15 protein-coding genes are annotated in these 15,376 nt (G+C 67.2%); 7 read left to right on the forward strand and 8 right to left on the reverse strand.

Features of this window, described 5'->3' with window-relative positions; translation table 11 throughout:
- Positions 1-245 precede the first annotated feature (245 nt).
- From ACIBGM_RS04345 to ACIBGM_RS04365, 5 genes are all read left to right on the forward strand, one after another.
- Entirely contained in the window at positions 246-1,589 is a 1,344-nt protein-coding gene (locus ACIBGM_RS04345; RefSeq protein ID WP_396384456.1) for an extracellular solute-binding protein, read from the forward strand.
- Complete coding sequence (locus ACIBGM_RS04350; protein ID WP_396384457.1) at positions 1,589-2,536, forward strand: carbohydrate ABC transporter permease; 948 nt, start codon at positions 1,589-1,591, stop codon at positions 2,534-2,536. Before ACIBGM_RS04345 ends, ACIBGM_RS04350 begins: the two co-directional genes overlap by 1 nt.
- On the forward strand, positions 2,533-3,411 hold the full coding sequence (locus ACIBGM_RS04355) for a carbohydrate ABC transporter permease (protein WP_396384458.1): 879 nt from the start codon (positions 2,533-2,535) through the stop codon (positions 3,409-3,411). Before ACIBGM_RS04350 ends, ACIBGM_RS04355 begins: the two co-directional genes overlap by 4 nt.
- A 54-nt stretch (positions 3,412-3,465) precedes the next feature.
- Positions 3,466-5,724, forward strand: coding sequence for a glycosyl hydrolase family 65 protein (locus ACIBGM_RS04360; protein WP_396384459.1), 2,259 nt, complete (start codon positions 3,466-3,468; stop codon positions 5,722-5,724).
- A 70-nt stretch (positions 5,725-5,794) separates the two neighbouring features.
- The gene (locus tag ACIBGM_RS04365) at positions 5,795-8,083 is read left to right on the forward strand and encodes a glycoside hydrolase family 3 N-terminal domain-containing protein (RefSeq protein WP_396384460.1); all 2,289 of its coding nucleotides are present in this window, start codon (positions 5,795-5,797) and stop codon (positions 8,081-8,083) included.
- Here the strand turns inward: ACIBGM_RS04365 and ACIBGM_RS04370 are convergent.
- The 4 genes from ACIBGM_RS04370 to ACIBGM_RS04385 all read right to left on the reverse strand — a co-directional run bounded on the left by ACIBGM_RS04370 (position 8,067) and on the right by ACIBGM_RS04385 (position 10,361).
- Positions 8,067-8,345: a hypothetical protein gene (locus ACIBGM_RS04370; RefSeq protein WP_396384461.1), complete on the reverse strand. Its 279-nt coding sequence runs from the start codon at positions 8,343-8,345 to the stop codon at positions 8,067-8,069. The two genes, ACIBGM_RS04365 and ACIBGM_RS04370, sit on opposite strands and share 17 nt — an antisense overlap.
- A gap of 218 nt (positions 8,346-8,563) precedes the next feature.
- Positions 8,564-9,199, reverse strand: a complete 636-nt coding sequence (locus tag ACIBGM_RS04375; RefSeq protein WP_360517534.1) for an SMI1/KNR4 family protein — start codon at positions 9,197-9,199, stop codon at positions 8,564-8,566.
- 8 nt (positions 9,200-9,207) lie between these two features.
- Entirely contained in the window at positions 9,208-9,507 is a 300-nt protein-coding gene (locus ACIBGM_RS04380; RefSeq protein ID WP_360517537.1) for an MFS transporter, read from the reverse strand.
- A 227-nt stretch (positions 9,508-9,734) separates the two neighbouring features.
- A complete protein-coding gene (locus tag ACIBGM_RS04385; protein WP_396384462.1) occupies positions 9,735-10,361 on the reverse strand; it encodes an SDR family NAD(P)-dependent oxidoreductase in 627 nt (208 codons plus the stop codon).
- Between the two features lie 154 nt (positions 10,362-10,515).
- Here ACIBGM_RS04385 and ACIBGM_RS04390 point away from each other — a divergent pair, with 154 nt between their 5' ends.
- Entirely contained in the window at positions 10,516-11,535 is a 1,020-nt protein-coding gene (locus tag ACIBGM_RS04390; RefSeq protein ID WP_396384463.1) for a sigma-70 family RNA polymerase sigma factor, read from the forward strand.
- 24 nt (positions 11,536-11,559) lie between these two features.
- A complete protein-coding gene (locus ACIBGM_RS04395) occupies positions 11,560-12,819 on the forward strand; it encodes an AlkA N-terminal domain-containing protein (protein WP_396384489.1) in 1,260 nt (419 codons plus the stop codon).
- Here ACIBGM_RS04395 and ACIBGM_RS04400 read toward each other — a convergent pair whose 3' ends face one another.
- The 4 genes from ACIBGM_RS04400 to purU form a co-directional block, all read right to left on the reverse strand.
- Positions 12,820-13,599, reverse strand: a complete 780-nt coding sequence (locus ACIBGM_RS04400) for an isocitrate lyase/phosphoenolpyruvate mutase family protein (protein ID WP_396384464.1) — start codon at positions 13,597-13,599, stop codon at positions 12,820-12,822.
- Entirely contained in the window at positions 13,596-13,892 is a 297-nt protein-coding gene (locus ACIBGM_RS04405; RefSeq protein ID WP_396384465.1) for a putative quinol monooxygenase, read from the reverse strand. The genes ACIBGM_RS04400 and ACIBGM_RS04405 overlap by 4 nt, the downstream gene beginning before the upstream one ends.
- A gap of 278 nt (positions 13,893-14,170) precedes the next feature.
- Positions 14,171-14,461 (reverse strand): proline racemase family protein, encoded by a 291-nt coding sequence (locus ACIBGM_RS04410; RefSeq protein ID WP_396384466.1) that lies wholly within the window; start codon positions 14,459-14,461, stop codon positions 14,171-14,173.
- Between the two features lie 39 nt (positions 14,462-14,500).
- Complete coding sequence (purU, locus tag ACIBGM_RS04415; protein ID WP_360517555.1) at positions 14,501-15,364, reverse strand: formyltetrahydrofolate deformylase; 864 nt, start codon at positions 15,362-15,364, stop codon at positions 14,501-14,503.
- Positions 15,365-15,376: the final 12 nt, after the last annotated feature.

The following is a 15,376-nucleotide window of genomic DNA, read 5'->3' on the forward strand; positions in this document are numbered from 1 at the left end:
CCAGGCAGCGAAGACGCCAGGTCCCTGCCAGGGCTGATCGAGTGTGGGCGGCTCGTCGCCGACCGCCGTCGATCTGACCGCAGACGACCTCTTGACTGTAGTGACCGGCAGCTCTACGGTCCCGTTTTATCGGTAACACAAATTGGTCCGCGAATCTGCGGCCACCAGCTCGAACAGGCGCCGTGACGCGGCGAAACGATCAAGAGCTGCTCTACGGCGACGTACCGCCACCGGAAGGGACGACTATGTTCAGTCGCAGCAATGTGATCAAGGGGGTGGCCGCCACCTCGGTTGTGGACCGCCGTACCCTCCTCAAGGCGGGCATGTTCGCCGGTCTTGGTTTGGCGGCCGCGCCCGCGCTTGCCGCCTGCGGCAACGGCTCCTCGGGCGGCTCCTCGGGCGGACCTGGATTGACCTGGGCAGGTTGGGACGGTCCACCCGCGTCGGAGCGGTTCCGTCAGTTCTCCGAGAGGATGACCGGCCAGTTGGGGTTCAAGGTCACGTACCAGCAGGTGGTGGGCGACTACCTCGCCAAGTTGCTGTCGCAGTTGTCGGCCAAAGCTGCTCCGGCTGCCTTCTACGTCGGTGACATCTACATGGCCAAGCTGATCGAGACCAAGCAGGTACTCGACCTCACCAAGTACCTGGACAGCGGAGACGCCGCGGTCAAGCTCGATGACTTCTACGACGGGCTGTACCAGTGGTGCAGGCCCGCCGATGGCAGCCCCGGGCTGTTCGGGCTGCCCGTGGACTGCAATCCGGCCGTGATCTGGTTCAACAAGGACCTTCTGGCCGCCGCAGGTGTCACCGCCGACCCGGCTGCGCAGTTCGCTGCGGGCACCTGGACCCAGGACGCACTGACCGACATGTTGGACAAGATCCGCGCCACCAAGAAGAAGGGTTTGCTGATCGGTAGCGGCTGGTACGACTGGTTCGGATGGATCACCACCTTCGGCGGCACGCTCTTCGACGAGTCCGGTAAGGCGGTGTTGGACGCCGACCCCAAGTCGCTGGAGGCTTTGGCTTGGTTGTTCGAGCAACTCAAGTCCGGAAACATCACCTACACCGGGTCCCTACCCCAGGGGCAGAGCGGTGACGTGCTGTTCTACGCCAACCAACTGGGCAGCATCGCCACCGGCCGCGTGATCCTGCCGAACGTGAGGAAGCTGAAGTTCGGCTACGACATCGCCCCGTTCCCGTCCTTGTCCGGTAAGGACATCATGCCGGTACCGGTCAACACGGCAGCGCTCTCGGTCAACGCGAACACCGAGAACCAGGACCAGGCGCTGAAGTTCCTCGGCAACTTCGTGAACGCCGGGGGGCAGGAGTTCCGGCTGGCCGACGGCGGCAACGCGGTGCCTTCGGTGAAGGGCCTGGAGAAGATCGTCACCGAAGGCGATGACCCGGCGCACGGAAAGCTGTTCAACGACGTGGCCGCCAAGGGCTACGCCGTTCCCAGGGCGATCGCGGGCAAGCCGACGGTCCTCACCGAGCTGCCGCTCCTGGTGGACAAGATGTTCAAGGCGGGCAACGAGACGCCGCAGTCGTTCAGCGGCAAAGTGGTCCAGCTGATCAACGGCACCAACTGATGGCCGTGCTGACCGCCGGGTCCCAGAACGCTGCGCAGGCGGGGATCCCGGACCACGACCGGAGCCGCGTGCGCCGGCGCCGCAAGGAGACGGTCGCGGGCTACCTGTTCCTGGCTCCCCAGCTGTTGGGTCTGGCGTTGTTCATGGTGGGCCCGCTGGTGTTCGCTCTGGTGCTGGCGTTCTACCACTGGGACGGGTTCGGCACCCGCTCCTTCGCCGGCCTGTCCAACTTCGTGGATGTGCTGTCCGACCCACGTATCCGGCGCTCGGCGGTGAACACTGTCTGGTTCACGGTGCTGCAGGTGCCGGGACTGATGCTCACGGGCTTCTTCTTCGCGGTGCTGATGCAGCGTGCCGGAAAGCTGACCTCGGTGTACCGGCTGGCGTTCTTCGCCCCGGTGATCACCTCCTCGGTCGCGGTCGCGGCGATCTGGCTGTGGCTGTTCAACCCCGACATCAGCCCGGTCAACCACGCGCTGAGCGCGATCGGGCTGCCCGCGCCGAACTGGCTGCAGGACGCCCGGTTCGTCATCCCCGCCTTCGCGCTGGTCGGGATCTGGCAAGGCCTGGGCTACCAGCTGGTGATGTTCATGGCCGGGTTGCAGAGCATCGACCGCACGTTCCTGGAGGCCGCCGAGCTGGACGGATGCTCGGAGTGGCGGAAGTTGCGGCACGTCACCATCCCGCTGCTGTCTCCGACCATCCTGTTCCTGTCGATCACCTCGATCATCGGCTCGTTCCAGGTGTTCGACTACATCTACGTCTTCTTCGGTACCGCGGCCCCGGACGCCGGCCGCACCGTCGTCTACGAGATCGTCCAGCTCGCCTTCGGGACGTTCGACTTCGGGCAGGCGTCGGCTCTCGCCTTCCTCCTGTTCCTGGCCCTGCTGGGGGTCACCGGCTGCCAGCTCGCAGCCCAGAAGAGATGGGTCCACTACACAGAATGAGCGCCTTCTCCGACACCACCGGCCAGGCGGTCACGACCGCCAAGGCCCGCGCCGGGCGCGCGCCGCGCACACTGCTGCTGCACGCGGTCCTGCTCGTCGGCGGCGTCGCCATGGCGCTGCCGTTCGCCTGGATGCTGTTCTCCTCGTTCAAACCCCTGGGCGAGATCTTCATCCAGCCGCCCAAGCTGCTTCCGCAGGACTGGGACCTGCAGGGCTACCGCACCGCGCTCGGTGGCGCCGACTTCGTCCGCGGGTTCTGGAACAGCACCTACATCGCGGTGACGGTCACCGTCCTGTCCCTGCTCAGCTCGGCGATGGCCGCCTACGCGTTCGCCCGGATCGAGTTCTGGGCCCGCCGTGGGCTGTTCATGGTCTTCCTCGCGACCATGATGATCCCTGGCCAGCTCACGATCATTCCGCTGTATATCATCATGGGCTGGCTCGGCTGGGTGGACACTCACACCGCGCTCATCGTGCCGTCCGCCCTGTTCAACGCCTTCGGTGTCTTCCTGTTACGCCAGTACATCAAAGGCATCCCGTTGGAGTTGGAGGAAGCCGCCCAGCTCGACGGCGCCGGCCGGATCCGCACCTTCGTGACGATCGTCCTGCCGCTGCTGCGCACCCCTCTCACAGCCTTGGGGATCTTCACCTTCCTCGGTCAGTGGAACAGCTTCTTCTACCCGCTGATCTTCCTCAACAGCTCGGACAAGTTCACGTTGCCGTTGCTGGTCAACCAGTTCAAGGGCCAGTACACCTCCGACTGGCCCGCGCTGATGGCCGCCACCACGTTGCTGGCCGCACCGATGCTGATCATGTTCGCGATCGCCCAACGCCAGATCGTCGAGGGCATCGCCCTGTCCGGCTCCAAGTCCTGAGCCACTGCCGGCCCATATCTCCCCAACAAGACCCAGCCATGGAAGGGCGATCGCTTGACCTCCCACGGAGATCCCTCCGACCAGTACAACCCCACCCACGCCCTGGGACCTACGGGGTCCCAGCCCGACGCCGAGTGGACGCTGAGTACCACCGAAACAGACGACGACAATGCGCCGACCTTCCTCGGCAACGGCTATTTCGGCGGCCGGATCCCCGCAGCGGGGATGGGATACGCGACGACGCCGGTCGAAACCCAGGCGCACCTGGCCGGGTTCTTCGCCCAAGACGGCCCGGTCGAGAAGTTCGCGAACATCCCGACCTGGTCCACGCTGGCGTTCTCCGACGAGTCGGGCACCTTTGGCCGGCTGCCACAGACGGCGCAGGCAGATGAACAGGATGAGTGGGAGCACGGGGCGGTGAGCAACTACCGGCAGACGCTGGACCTGCGGGCCGGGTTGCTGACTACCCAAGCTACGTGGACCTCGCCGGCGGGCCACCGTACAGATCTCAGTTACCAGGTACTGGTCCACCAGGCGCGGCATCGGGTGGCCGTAGTACAGCTCACCTTCACCCCCCACTGGAGTGGAAGCGCGCGCGTGTCCGGGATCTTCGACGGCACTAGCGCAGGGCTGACCGAACGGTCGAGCAAGGGGTACGACGGCGCGGCGGCCGAGGCGCATGAGGCGGTGACCACGCTCGGCACGGGGATCAGCGCCGCGCTCGCGTTGCGGCTGAACCTGCCCACCGGGGTGGCGGCAGACGTCGCCGAGTTCGAGACAGACCAGGTTCAGTCGGTCGGTGTGCAGGCAACGTTCGATGTGAAAGCCGGCAGCACGTACACGGTCACCAAGTACGTCGGCGTGGCCAGCTCCCAAGACTCCGAAGACCCGTTGTCGGCTGCTCGCGCCGCCGCGGCGGCCGCGGCGGACACCGGGTACGGCGACCTGCTGGCCGAGCATGAGGCGGCGTGGGCCGACCTGTGGCGGGCCGATATCGAGGTGCTGGGGGATCCCGTGCTGCAGCTACAGGTCCGCGCAAGCATGTTCTACCTGCTGGAGAGCACCCGCGCCGGGGTGGACTGGAGCCTGTCCCCGTGCGGCCTGTCCGGCGACGGCTACAACGGGCACGTCTTCTGGGACGCCGAGACCTGGATGTATCCAGCGCTGCTGGCCCAGCACCCGAATATCGCGGTGGGTATGAACACCTATCGACAGCAGCGTCTGGCCGCGGCCCGGGAGTATGCGACCCGAACAGGATTCGCGGGTGCCAGGTTTCCCTGGGAGAGCGCGCTGCGAGGTGACGAACAGACCCCACCCGGCTTCGAAACCGGTGACCTCGAGCACCACATCATCGCCGACGTCGCACTCGCCCACTGGCAGTACTACCTCGCCACCGGCGATCGCGGCTGGCTCGCCGAGAAGGCGTGGGCGGTGCTGGAGGGCGCCGCCGAGTTCTGGGTGAGCTCCGCCGTACCCGACGATGCCGGCGGCTACGAGATCAACCAGGTGATGGGTCCGGACGAATACCACTTCCCGGTCGACAACAGCGTCTACACCAACGTCGCGGCCGCGGGGACCCTGCGGATCGCCACCCAGGCGGCGAAGATCGTGGGCGTGGCCGCAGACCCGGAGTGGGATCGGGTCGCTGACGGCCTGCGCGTCCCGCTCGACGAGGATCTGGGCATCCATCCGCAGTACGACGGCTACGACGGCGAAATCGTCAAGCAGGCCGACGTGGTAATGCTGCAGTATCCCTGGGAGCACCCGATGCCGGCCGACGTCGCGCGGAACGATCTCGACTACTACGTGCCGCGCACCGACCCGGACGGTCCGTCCATGACCGACTCCATCCACGCGATCGCCCACGCCGCACTGGATACGCCCGGGTCCGCATCCTACGACTTCATGCGGCGCAGCGTGGACCCGTTCATACGCGGACCGTTCAACCAGTTCGCCGAGGAGCGGCACGGAGGAGTATTCACCTTCACCACCGGACAGGGCGGTTTCCTGCAGGTGTTCCTCTACGGCTTCAGCGGGATGCGCTGGCGTGAAGACCGACTCAGGCTCGACCCGACCCTGCCACCTCCCTTGGACGGCCTCACACTGCGCCGGATGCTGTGGCAGGGACGCGAGTTCGACGTCGCGATCGGCCCGGAGCACACCACGATCACGCTGACCGGAGGGCTCCCGACGAGCGTCGAGGTAGCGGGCGCGACACATCCACTGCGGCAGGGCACACCGCTGATCGTGGCGACGCGCCGGCCTGACCTGCTGCCCATCAGTGACCTTACTGGCGCGTCGAGGAGAGCGTGACCGCAAGCTCGCGTCGGATGCATAGTCTCGACAGAACCCCGGCCCAGAACGCACAGGAAGCCCACTGACCATGACCTCGCCGACCTACCGGGACGCTTCGAGACCGCTCGAGGAGCGCCTCGAGGATCTCCTCGCCCGCATGACGCTGCCGGAAAAGGTCGGACAGATGCTGCAACTGGACGCCCGGGACGACCTGGAAGACGTCGTGGCCACGAAGCTGGCCGGGTCGATCTTGCATGCCTCGCCCGAGCGCATGCTCGCCGCCGTCGAGCTGGCGGCCTCCACCAGGCTGGGTATCCCGCTGCTCACCGCTGACGACTGCATCCACGGCCATTCGTTCTGGCCGGGTGCCACGATCTTCCCCACCCAGCTGGGAATGGCCTGCACCTGGGATACCGAGCTCGTCGAGCGGATGGCCCGGGCGACCGCGGTGGAAGTCGCCGCGACGGGTATCCATTGGACCTTCTCACCGGTGCTGTGCATCACCCGCGACCTGCGATGGGGCCGGGTGAACGAGACCTTCGGGGAGGACCCCCTGCTCATCGGGGAGCTGGGTGCTGCGATGGTCCGCGGGTATCAGGGAGCGGGACTGGACGACCCGACGGCAATCCTGGCGTGCGCCAAGCACTTCGCGGGCTACTCGGAGACGCAGGGCGGACGCGACGCGAGCGAGGCGGACCTGAGCCGGCGCAAGCTGCGCTCCTGGTTCCTGCCGCCGTTCGAGAGAGCTGCTCGCGAGGGCTGCCGCACGTTCATGCTCGGCTACCAGGCGATGGACGGGGTCCCGATCACGGCGAACAAGTGGCTCTTGAACGACGTCCTCAAGGGCGAATGGGAGTTCACCGGCACGCTCGTGACCGACTGGGACAACGTGGGCCGGATGGTGTGGGAGCAGAAGGTCTGCGCAGATGCCGTCGAGGCAGCAGTGGTCGCGGTGCAGGCCGGAAACGACCTGGTGATGACCACGCCGGACTTCTTCGAGGGCGCCCAGGAAGCAGTCGCGCAGGGGCGACTGGCAGAGGAGACGATCGACGAGGCCGTCCGGCGGATCCTGCGGCTGAAACTGGAACTGGGCCTGTTCGAGGACCCCCGCGCGCCGGACCGGGCACGCCAGGCCGACGCGATCGGGTGCGCCGAGCACACCGCCCTCAACCTCGAACTCGCCCGGAGGTCGCTGGTGCTGTTGCGCAACGACGGCACCTTGCCCCTCGACGGCGGATCGACCGCCGACGGCCAGGGTCACACGGTCACCGCTGGGGGCCCGCGCACGATTGCCGTGATCGGTCCCAACGGCGACGACCCGCAGGCCATGCTCGGCGACTGGGCCGGCGCATCCGGTCAGGTGGACTGGATGCCGGACGGGCACCCGCGCGAGACCGTCACCACGGTGCTCGACGGGTTCCGTGCAGCCGTTCCCGACGAGTGGACGGTCACCTACGCCCGAGGCGCCGACATCGAGCGCCTCGTACCGGACCCGCAAGGACCGATGTACCCCGACGGACAGCCACGTCCGCCCCTGTTTGCGCCGGCTCCAGTGGACGAGGCTCTGATCGCGGAGGCGGTGAGCCTCGCGCGCGCAGCCGATTACGTTGTCGCCGTTGTCGGAGACACCGTTGCGTTGACGGGGGAAGGTTGCTCGACCGCGACCCTGGATCTACAGGGCGGACAGGTCGCCCTCCTCGAGGCCCTCGCCGCCACCGGCACACCCGTCGTCGTGGTGCTGCTCCACGGCAAGCCTTCAGTACTCCCCGAGGCGGCGCTGGCGGCGGCAGCGCTGATCGACGCGTTCAACCCAGGTATGCGAGGCGGTCAGGCCGTGGCTGAGCTCGTACTTGGTCTCATCGAGCCGTCGGGGCGCATGCCCTTGTCCGTGCCACGCCATGTTGGGCAGCAGCCTGTCTACTACAACCAGGTGCGCGGCCAGCATGGTGACCGTTACTCCGACCTGACCCAGGAACCACTCTTCGTCTTCGGGGAGGGCCTGTCCTACAGCACAATCGAGTACGCCGACCTGGCCCTACTCGATGAAGTCGTGGCATTGGACGACGTAGTTCGCGCCGAGGTAACCGTCTCCAACACCGGCGACCGACCGGTGCTGGAGACCGTGCAGGCCTACATCAGCGACCTGGTCACGAGCGCCACGTGGGCAAAGCAGGAACTCAAGACCTGGCGACAGGTCGCGGTTCCTCCCGGTGAGAGTGTACGGGTCCGGCTGGCGATCCCCGCCGCGGAATGCTCCCTGGTCGACGCCGAAGGGCGACGGATCGTCGAGCCCGGAGAATTCGACCTGCTCGTCGGCCACAGCTCACGCGCCGCCGACCTGCTTCGCGCCCGTTTCGCCCTCAGCCAGCATCACTGAACATGTGCGGAATCGGGCGGCCAAGCATCGCTGACCGAGCGTCGGAGTGCCCGCCAATGTGAGCTGCGCGTGCAAGCCGGTGTCGTTTCGCACAACCCACCTGTGACCGCTTGATCTTGGTAAGTGAGGCGAACCAGTAGATGCGAAAGTCCTCGTCGTCTCCCTCGGCTGTGAAGGTGGGCTCGTCGCACATCTCCACAACGAGGTCCACCCGCCACAGCGTGACGGCTTGGCGTGCGATGTCGGTCAGGATGTCGTGCACGGTCTTCCGGTGGTATGAACCGCGCAACCCGTGGACGAGTGCCTTGAGTACGGCGGGCTTCGATTGTGACTGCAGGACCGCCCCGCATCGCATGAGCATCCAGGCTTCCGGCTCGATGATCCAGTCGTCGCCGAAGTGCTCGTCATCGCCGAGGTCGACCTGGAGGCGTTCGCGAGGTACTGCTCGGCCTCGACGTACTCGGGGTCGTAGATCGAGCCCTACACCGCGAACCACCGCAGGTAGCCGTCGTCTACGTCTGGAAGCTGCGGCGAGAGCCGCTGCTCCGGCCAGACGGCTCCGTTTGAGTAGGTTCGGAGGGCCGGTCGGCCGTCGACGAGCGCGGCCGCGACGTCGTCGAGCATCTCGCTGACGCTGCCCCACCAAGGCGCCGATGCCCCGCCGCCCTCGGGGTACCACTCCCAAACAAACCCGAACTGGTCGCCGTCGCGTAGGTCGACGTAGAGGTGGCCGGCGTCGCCTGCGGCTGCGATCGGTAGAAAGCTGTCGAGCCATTCCGTCGTCGGCCGCCCGGCCGGATCGCAGGCACCTGGCCAAGGGCCGGGCCCGCTGATCCGATGCTGGATCTTCTGCAGCATCTGCCGCGTAGACAGCATGTCCTTCACTGGGACCAGGTTGTAGAGGGTCGGGATGAGTGAACCTTGGATGGCGCGGTGCTCTGTGCCGTTGGCGAGCTCGAGCAGTGCGACCAAGTCAGCTGGAAGCGGGCGGTTGATCGCCGCTTCGAGGTAGCGGAGATCGACGGCCGTAGCGGGTGGGTTGATCAGGGTGGCCGTGGCCTGATCGTGCGCGGTAAGCCAGTTGATGATCCGATGCCAGGATGTGGTGACGTCCATGCGACCGGTCAGATCCGGCTCTGGGTGGCGGTCGGCCGACGAATGAGCAGAGCCCGGGCGCCGATCAGGAGCTCGGCGGAGCCCGCCACGCCCGCGATCAGTGAGGCGGCCGAGAACAGGATCAGCCCCGTCACCAGCATGCGGCGGCGTCCAAGCAGGTCGGCCAATCTGCCGCCGAGCAGCAGGAATCCGCCGAGCATGAGGCCGTACGCGATGACGATCCACTGCACGGTGCTCTGCCTGATGCCGAGGTCCTGCTGGATCGAGGGCAGGGCGACGTTCACGATCGCGATGTCGAGCACGACCATGAACTGCGCCGCGCAGGACAGTAGGAGGACATCCCCTTGCTCGTGTGTGCTTTGGTTGCTTGGCTGTCAGTCATCGAGGCCGCCCATCGTCAGGTTGACCGTGGTTCCCGTCATGCCGCCGGCCTTGTCGGAGGCCATGAAGGCCGCGACGTCAGCCAGCTCGTCGAGAGTCATGAGCCGTCGCGGATGCGTCTTGCTGGCGAGCATCTCTTGCCACTGGTCCCAGGTCAGGCCGGATGCCTTGGCGCGAGGCTCATAGCCTCCCTGATCGTGCGGGTCTCCGGCATGCCCGCTGGCCGCAGACCGACCACGCGAATGCCGTGTGGTGCCAGCTCGGCGGACAGACCGCGGGTGAGTGCCTCCTTGGCGGCCTGCGCCGGGCCGTAGCCTCCCACCAAGGGGATGCCCGTTCGCGAGTGGAGCGCGGAGACGCTCATGATCACCCCCGCCCTGTTCGGAACCATGCGCCGGGCGACCAGGCGTGCGGTCAGGAAATACGATCTCGTGTACGTCGCGATCGGCAGCGAGAACCGCTCGACATCCAGCTCGGTCAGCGGCACACCCACGATCTCCGCATTCGGGATCCCGACCGCGTTGAACGAGATGTCGACGCGGCCCGCCCGATCGATCACGGACTGCAGATGCTCGTCCACAGCCTGCTCGTCGAGAGCGTCGACCTCGGCCGCCTCGGCGGATCCGCCGGCCGACACGATGTCCTTGGCGACCACCTCGACCGGCGCCGGCCGGCGCCCGGTGAGAAACAGTTTGGCCCCTTCGCGGGCAAAGGCGACGGCGACGGCGCCGCCGATACCGCCCCCAGCTCCGTAGATCACCGCAACTTTGTCTTTCAGCATCATCTCTGGTCCCGTTCTGTGCCTGGGTGGTCCGTCGATGATGTAGGCACCGCGATGCCGGGAAACTGGGCGCCGTCCAGCCGCCCAGTTCGCTCTTCGGCCGGTGTCTGTACAGCATGGAAGAGCGACAAGCTGCGGGAAGTAGGTGAGGTTGGTGACAGCCGACCTGATGAGCCGGGCACGGGCCGGGGACGGTGACGCCTTTCGGGAGCTGACCGAGCCGTATCGCCAGGAGTTGCTCGTGCATTGCTACCGGATGCTCGGATCGTTCCAGGACGCCGAGGACGCACTGCAAGACACGTTCCTGGCCGCCTGGCAGGGTCTTGAAGGGTTCGAGGGCCGCGCCTCACTGCGCACCTGGCTGTACCGAATCGCCACCAATCGGTGCCTCAACGTGCGTCGCTCGGCGAGCCGGCGCCCGGCCAAGGAGTGGGACGTGCCCAAGGTTCAACCGCCCGAGCCGACCCGGCTCGGCGAAGTCGTCTGGCTCGAGCCGTTTCCGGACGCGCGAATCGAGGGTGCGACCGAGACGCCGCCGGGCCCGGAGGCACGCTACGAACAGTCCGAAGCCATCTCGTTGGCCTTCGTGACTGCCCTCCAGGTGTTGCCACCTCGTCAGCTCGCCGTCCTCATCCTGCGCGACGTCCTCGCCTACCGCGCGAACGAGGTGGCCGACATGCTGGACACGACCGTCGAATCGGTCAACAGCGCCCTCAAGCGAGCGCGCGCCGGCCTGCAGCGCCACCGGCCGCGGACCGCGGAACCGCCTCCCGTCTCGGGCTCAGCGTCCGAGGACGCGATCGTGGCGGACTTCGTCCGCGCGTGGGAGTCCGCCGATCTCGACGCGCTGGTGGGCCTGCTGACCAACGACGTCTTCGTGTCGATGCCACCGATGCCTTTCGAGTACCTCGGCCGAGACGCCGCGGCCCGGTTCTGCGCCGGCATCTTCGGCTCGGGCCGCAGGTTCGACCTGGTGCGGACGCGAGCCAACGGTCAGCCGGCGTTCGGGGCCTACCTGCGAGCACCCACCGGCGTCCGCCACGGGGTCGGTCTTTACGTCCTCACCCTCAGCGGCAACCGCATCTCCGCCATGACCCGCTTCGAAAACACCGTGCTGCCCTGGTTCGGCCTCCCACGATCGCTGCCAAGCCGAAGTGTCGGCGGGCGCGGTTAGCGTGGTCGGGTGGCGTATTCGGCGGTGCGAACGACCGGGATCTACTGTCGGCCGGGGTGTGGGGCCAGACCGTTGGCGGAGAATGTGCGGACGTTCGAGCTCGCGGCCGCGGCGGAGGCCGCGGGTTATCGCGCCTGTCTGCGGTGCCGGCCGTACCGGATCGCGGGGACGGTTGCGGACGAGGCGCCCGAGCTGGTCTGCCGGGCCGTGCAGTTGATCATCAGCGGCGTGCTGGACGAGTCGGGTGAGGCCGCGCTCGGTGCCCGGGTCGGGCTCTCGGCGCGGCACCTGCGGCGGATCTTCCACGAACACCTCGGTGTCACGCCCGACCAGTTCGCGCGATCGCGACGCGCCCACTTCGCTCGCCGGTTGCTGGACGATTCCGAGCTGAGCATCGCGGAGGTCGCGTTCGCGTCGGGGTTCGGCAGCCTGCGCCAGTTCAACCGGGCTATGCGCGAGATCTTCCGCGCTTCACCGCGCGAGCTCCGCGAACGCCGCCGTCACGGCGATCGCCTGGCCGCGGATGGAGGTCTGGTACTGCGTTTGCCGTACAACCCACCGTACGACTGGGACGCGATGGTCGCCTTCCTCGGCGCGCACGCGATCCCGGGCGTCGAGTCGGTCGAGGACGGTGTCTACCGCCGGACCATCTCGCTCGACGGTGATCCCGGTGTGCTCGAGATCGGCCCGGGCGATGCCGATCATCTGTTGCTGAAGGCGCATCTGCCGTATTGGGAAGGCATCATTCATGTCGCCGAACGCGCTGCCCGCCTGGTCGGCCTGCATTCCGAACCTGTCCTCGCCCGGGCGTTCCTGGCCGATGATCCGGTCGTCGGTCCGTTGATGGCGGCTCGCCCGGGCGTTCGCGTGCCGGGTGCGTGGGGCCCGTTCGAGGTCGCCGTCCAGGCGGTAGTTCGCGATCACCTTCCGGAGCTGGCCGCTGACGACGTACTCCGCAAGCTGGTCGAGGTGCACGGGTTGCCGGTGCCGGGGCTCGGCCATGGGCTCACCCATGCGTTCCCGTCTGCGGAGACGCTTGTCAGCGCGAATCCTGAGCTGGTCGGACCGCTGACCCAGGAGGTTGCTGCAGGCAACGTCTGGCTGGACGGCGGGGAGGACGCCGAGGAGCTGATCCGGTCGCTGGCGGTGGTGCCGGGAGTGAGCAGGAAGGCGGCGCATCAGGTGGCGATGCGACTCGGTGCTCGCGATGCGTGGCCGCTCGAGGGGGAGTCCGAGCACTTGCGCCCGTGGCGTTCACTGGCGGCCGCCTACCTGCTCGCGTGATCAGCGCAGCAGCGTGTTGTGTCTGCCGAGGTCGGCCGCCGTGCTCAGCGTTCGATACGTGCCGGTCGACAGGAGCTCTTGCGCGGCAGCCGCGGCCAAACCATAGGCGCCGGCTGTGATCGCGGGCCCGACGCTGATCCTGGCCACCCCGAGCTCGGCGAGTTCGGCGACCGTCGGTGCACCTGGTCCGACCATCACGTTGAGCGGCAGTGGTGATTCCTCGACCAGCTTCCGAATTGTCGGTGCATCGACTACGCCGGGAACGAACAGCACGTCCGCGCCGGCCTCGGCGTACAGTTTCGCCCGTTCGATCGTGGCGGTGCCGTCGCCGAACAGGTACGTGTCCGTACGAGCGTTGATTACCAAATCGATGCCGGCTGCGACGGCAATGGTGCGAGCGCCTGCGATTCTCGAGGCGTGCCGGGCCGGATCGACCAGCGCACCGTCTGCGCTGTCCTCGAGGTTGATGCCTACGGCACCCGCTTCGATGACGTCGGCAACTGTCGCCTCGACGTCGCCGTACCCGGACTCGATGTCCGCCGTCACCGGAATCGACACCGCCGCGACGATCGACCGGAGCGCCGCCATGGCCGTCGTGCGGGTCAGTCCGCCCGCGTCCGTCACACCTGCGGCCCACGAGACGCCGGCGCTCGTCGTCGCGATCGCGCGGGCTCCCGCGGCCTCGATCGCCCGGGCCGATCCGGCGTCCCAAGCGTTCGGCAGCACCAACGGCGGCTGCTTGTGTAGGGCCCGGAGCCGCCGGGCCGCGTCCGACGTCACAGGCTGACCACCAGTTCGTGGTCGATCTCGACGAACTCGACGATCAGGTCGGCGAACTTTCCGGCGATCAGGTCCCGGTACGCCGCCGATCCGGTGTGCGCGTCGTACGCCGCCTGGTCCACGAAGTGCTCGACGAACAGCAGGTAGTCGGGGTTGGCCGGATCGCGGTACACCCGGAACGACATCGTCCCGTCCTCGACCGCCGGACCCTGCGGCGCGAATGCCTGCACGATCTCCTCGGCCGCCGCCTGATTGCCGTCCTTCAGTTTGATGGGGAACACCTTTGCCAGCACTTTCGATCCCTCCTGGGTTGACTTGGTCCCCTCAAGACTCGCCCGCCCGCCACCCCCGCGTCTGGCCATATCCGGTCATGTCTGTCCGGCGGCAGGACGTCGTGACGCCTGCTCCGAAACGAATTGCGTGAGGAGTACGACGCGGCTGCGGCGGAGAAGCAGGAGGCCGAGAAGGCGCTCGCTTCGTTGCCGATCGAGCTGAGGATCAGATGGGGTTGGTGACAAGCGCTATCGCGTACGCTGCGGTCAGGCTAGGTGTTGAGTGGCGACGACGGTGCTCACAGGCTGGTCTCGCCCCAGAGGTCGCCCATCGTGAAGCCTCGTGGGAACGGGTCGCTCGGATCCAGCAGGACCTGGGTGATGCCGGTGATCCACGCCCGCCCGCGGATGGACGGTACGACGGCGTCGCGGCCGTGCACGCGTAGCTTCTCGTGCAATAGTCCGACGAACGTCGTACCGGCTGCGCTCTCGTGGACGAACGGAACCTCGAGCCCGAGCTCACCGCACGCATGCATCACGAGTACGCCGCACATCGCTGGGTGGCCACCTGGCTCGCGGAGCAGGAGCATGCGGAGGTCGGCTTGCCCTGCATGATCGATCCGTTCTGGTCAGCGGAGGATGACGGTGCGGTTGCCGTGGAGGAGCACACGGCCTTCGCAGTGCCACCGGATGGCCTTCTGCAGCGCTCCCGCCTCGGCATCCCGGCCGACGGCGACCAGATCCTCGGCGTGGTGCCGGTGGTCGACCTCAATCACTTCCTGGGCGATGATCGGGCCTTCGTCGAGGTCGGCGGTGACGTAGTGTGCGGTGGCACCGACCACCTTCACGCCACGGGCATGGGCCTGGTGGTAGGGCTTCGCGCCCTTGAAACTCGGCAGGAACGAGTGGTGGATGTTGATCACCCGGCCGCCGAGCTGGGCACACAGCTCGTCCGAGAGCACCTGCATGTAGCGCGCCAGGACCACCAGCTCCGCGTCGTACGCCGCCACCAGGTCGATGAGCGTTTGCTCGGCCTCGGGCTTGTTCGCCGGGGTGACGGGCACGTGGTGGAACGGGATGCCGTGCCAGGCGACGAGGCCCTCGTGATCGCGGTGGTTGGAGACCACCGCGACGATGTCGATGGGAAGGTCACCGGTGCGGGCGCGGTAGAGCAGGTCGTTCAGGCAGTGGTCGAACTTCGAGACCATCACCAGCACTCGGCTCAGGCGGTCGGCCCGTTCCAGCCGCCACGACATGGAGAACCGCTCGGCGACCGGCGTGAAGTCGTCCCGCAGTTGCTCGGTGACGTCCACGCCGTCGGCGCAGACGACGTGTACGCGCATGAAGAAGTGGTTCTCCAGCCGGTCTCCGAACTGCTGGTTGTCGACGATGTCGCAGCCGTGGTCCAGCAGGAAGCCACTGACGGCGTGGACGATGCCCGGTGACTCCGGGCAGTCGAGGGTGAGGACGTGTTCCAGGGTTGCATCGCTCATGGCGTTCCTGCC

Origin of the sequence: Kribbella sp. NPDC050470 (assembly GCF_044458365.1) — a bacterium.
Classification (GTDB): Bacteria; Actinomycetota; Actinomycetes; order Propionibacteriales; family Kribbellaceae; genus Kribbella.

What these genes read in the sequence shown, in the direction of transcription:
- ACIBGM_RS04385 (WP_396384462.1), bottom strand. Translation starts at nt 10,361, where the DNA reads ATGCTGAAAGACAAAGTTGCGGTGATCTACGGAGCTGGGGGCGGTATC.
- ACIBGM_RS04375 (WP_360517534.1), bottom strand. Translation starts at nt 9,199, where the DNA reads ATGGACGTCACCACATCCTGGCATCGGATCATCAACTGGCTTACCGCG.
- ACIBGM_RS04350 (WP_396384457.1), top strand. Translation starts at nt 1,589, where the DNA reads ATGGCCGTGCTGACCGCCGGGTCCCAGAACGCTGCGCAGGCGGGGATC.
- ACIBGM_RS04365 (WP_396384460.1), top strand. Translation starts at nt 5,795, where the DNA reads ATGACCTCGCCGACCTACCGGGACGCTTCGAGACCGCTCGAGGAGCGC.
- ACIBGM_RS04410 (WP_396384466.1), bottom strand. Translation starts at nt 14,461, where the DNA reads ATGCTCCTGCTCCGCGAGCCAGGTGGCCACCCAGCGATGTGCGGCGTA.
- ACIBGM_RS04380 (WP_360517537.1), bottom strand. Translation starts at nt 9,507, where the DNA reads ATGGTCGTGCTCGACATCGCGATCGTGAACGTCGCCCTGCCCTCGATC.
- ACIBGM_RS04355 (WP_396384458.1), top strand. Translation starts at nt 2,533, where the DNA reads ATGAGCGCCTTCTCCGACACCACCGGCCAGGCGGTCACGACCGCCAAG.
- ACIBGM_RS04345 (WP_396384456.1), top strand. Translation starts at nt 246, where the DNA reads ATGTTCAGTCGCAGCAATGTGATCAAGGGGGTGGCCGCCACCTCGGTT.
- purU (WP_360517555.1), bottom strand. Translation starts at nt 15,364, where the DNA reads ATGAGCGATGCAACCCTGGAACACGTCCTCACCCTCGACTGCCCGGAG.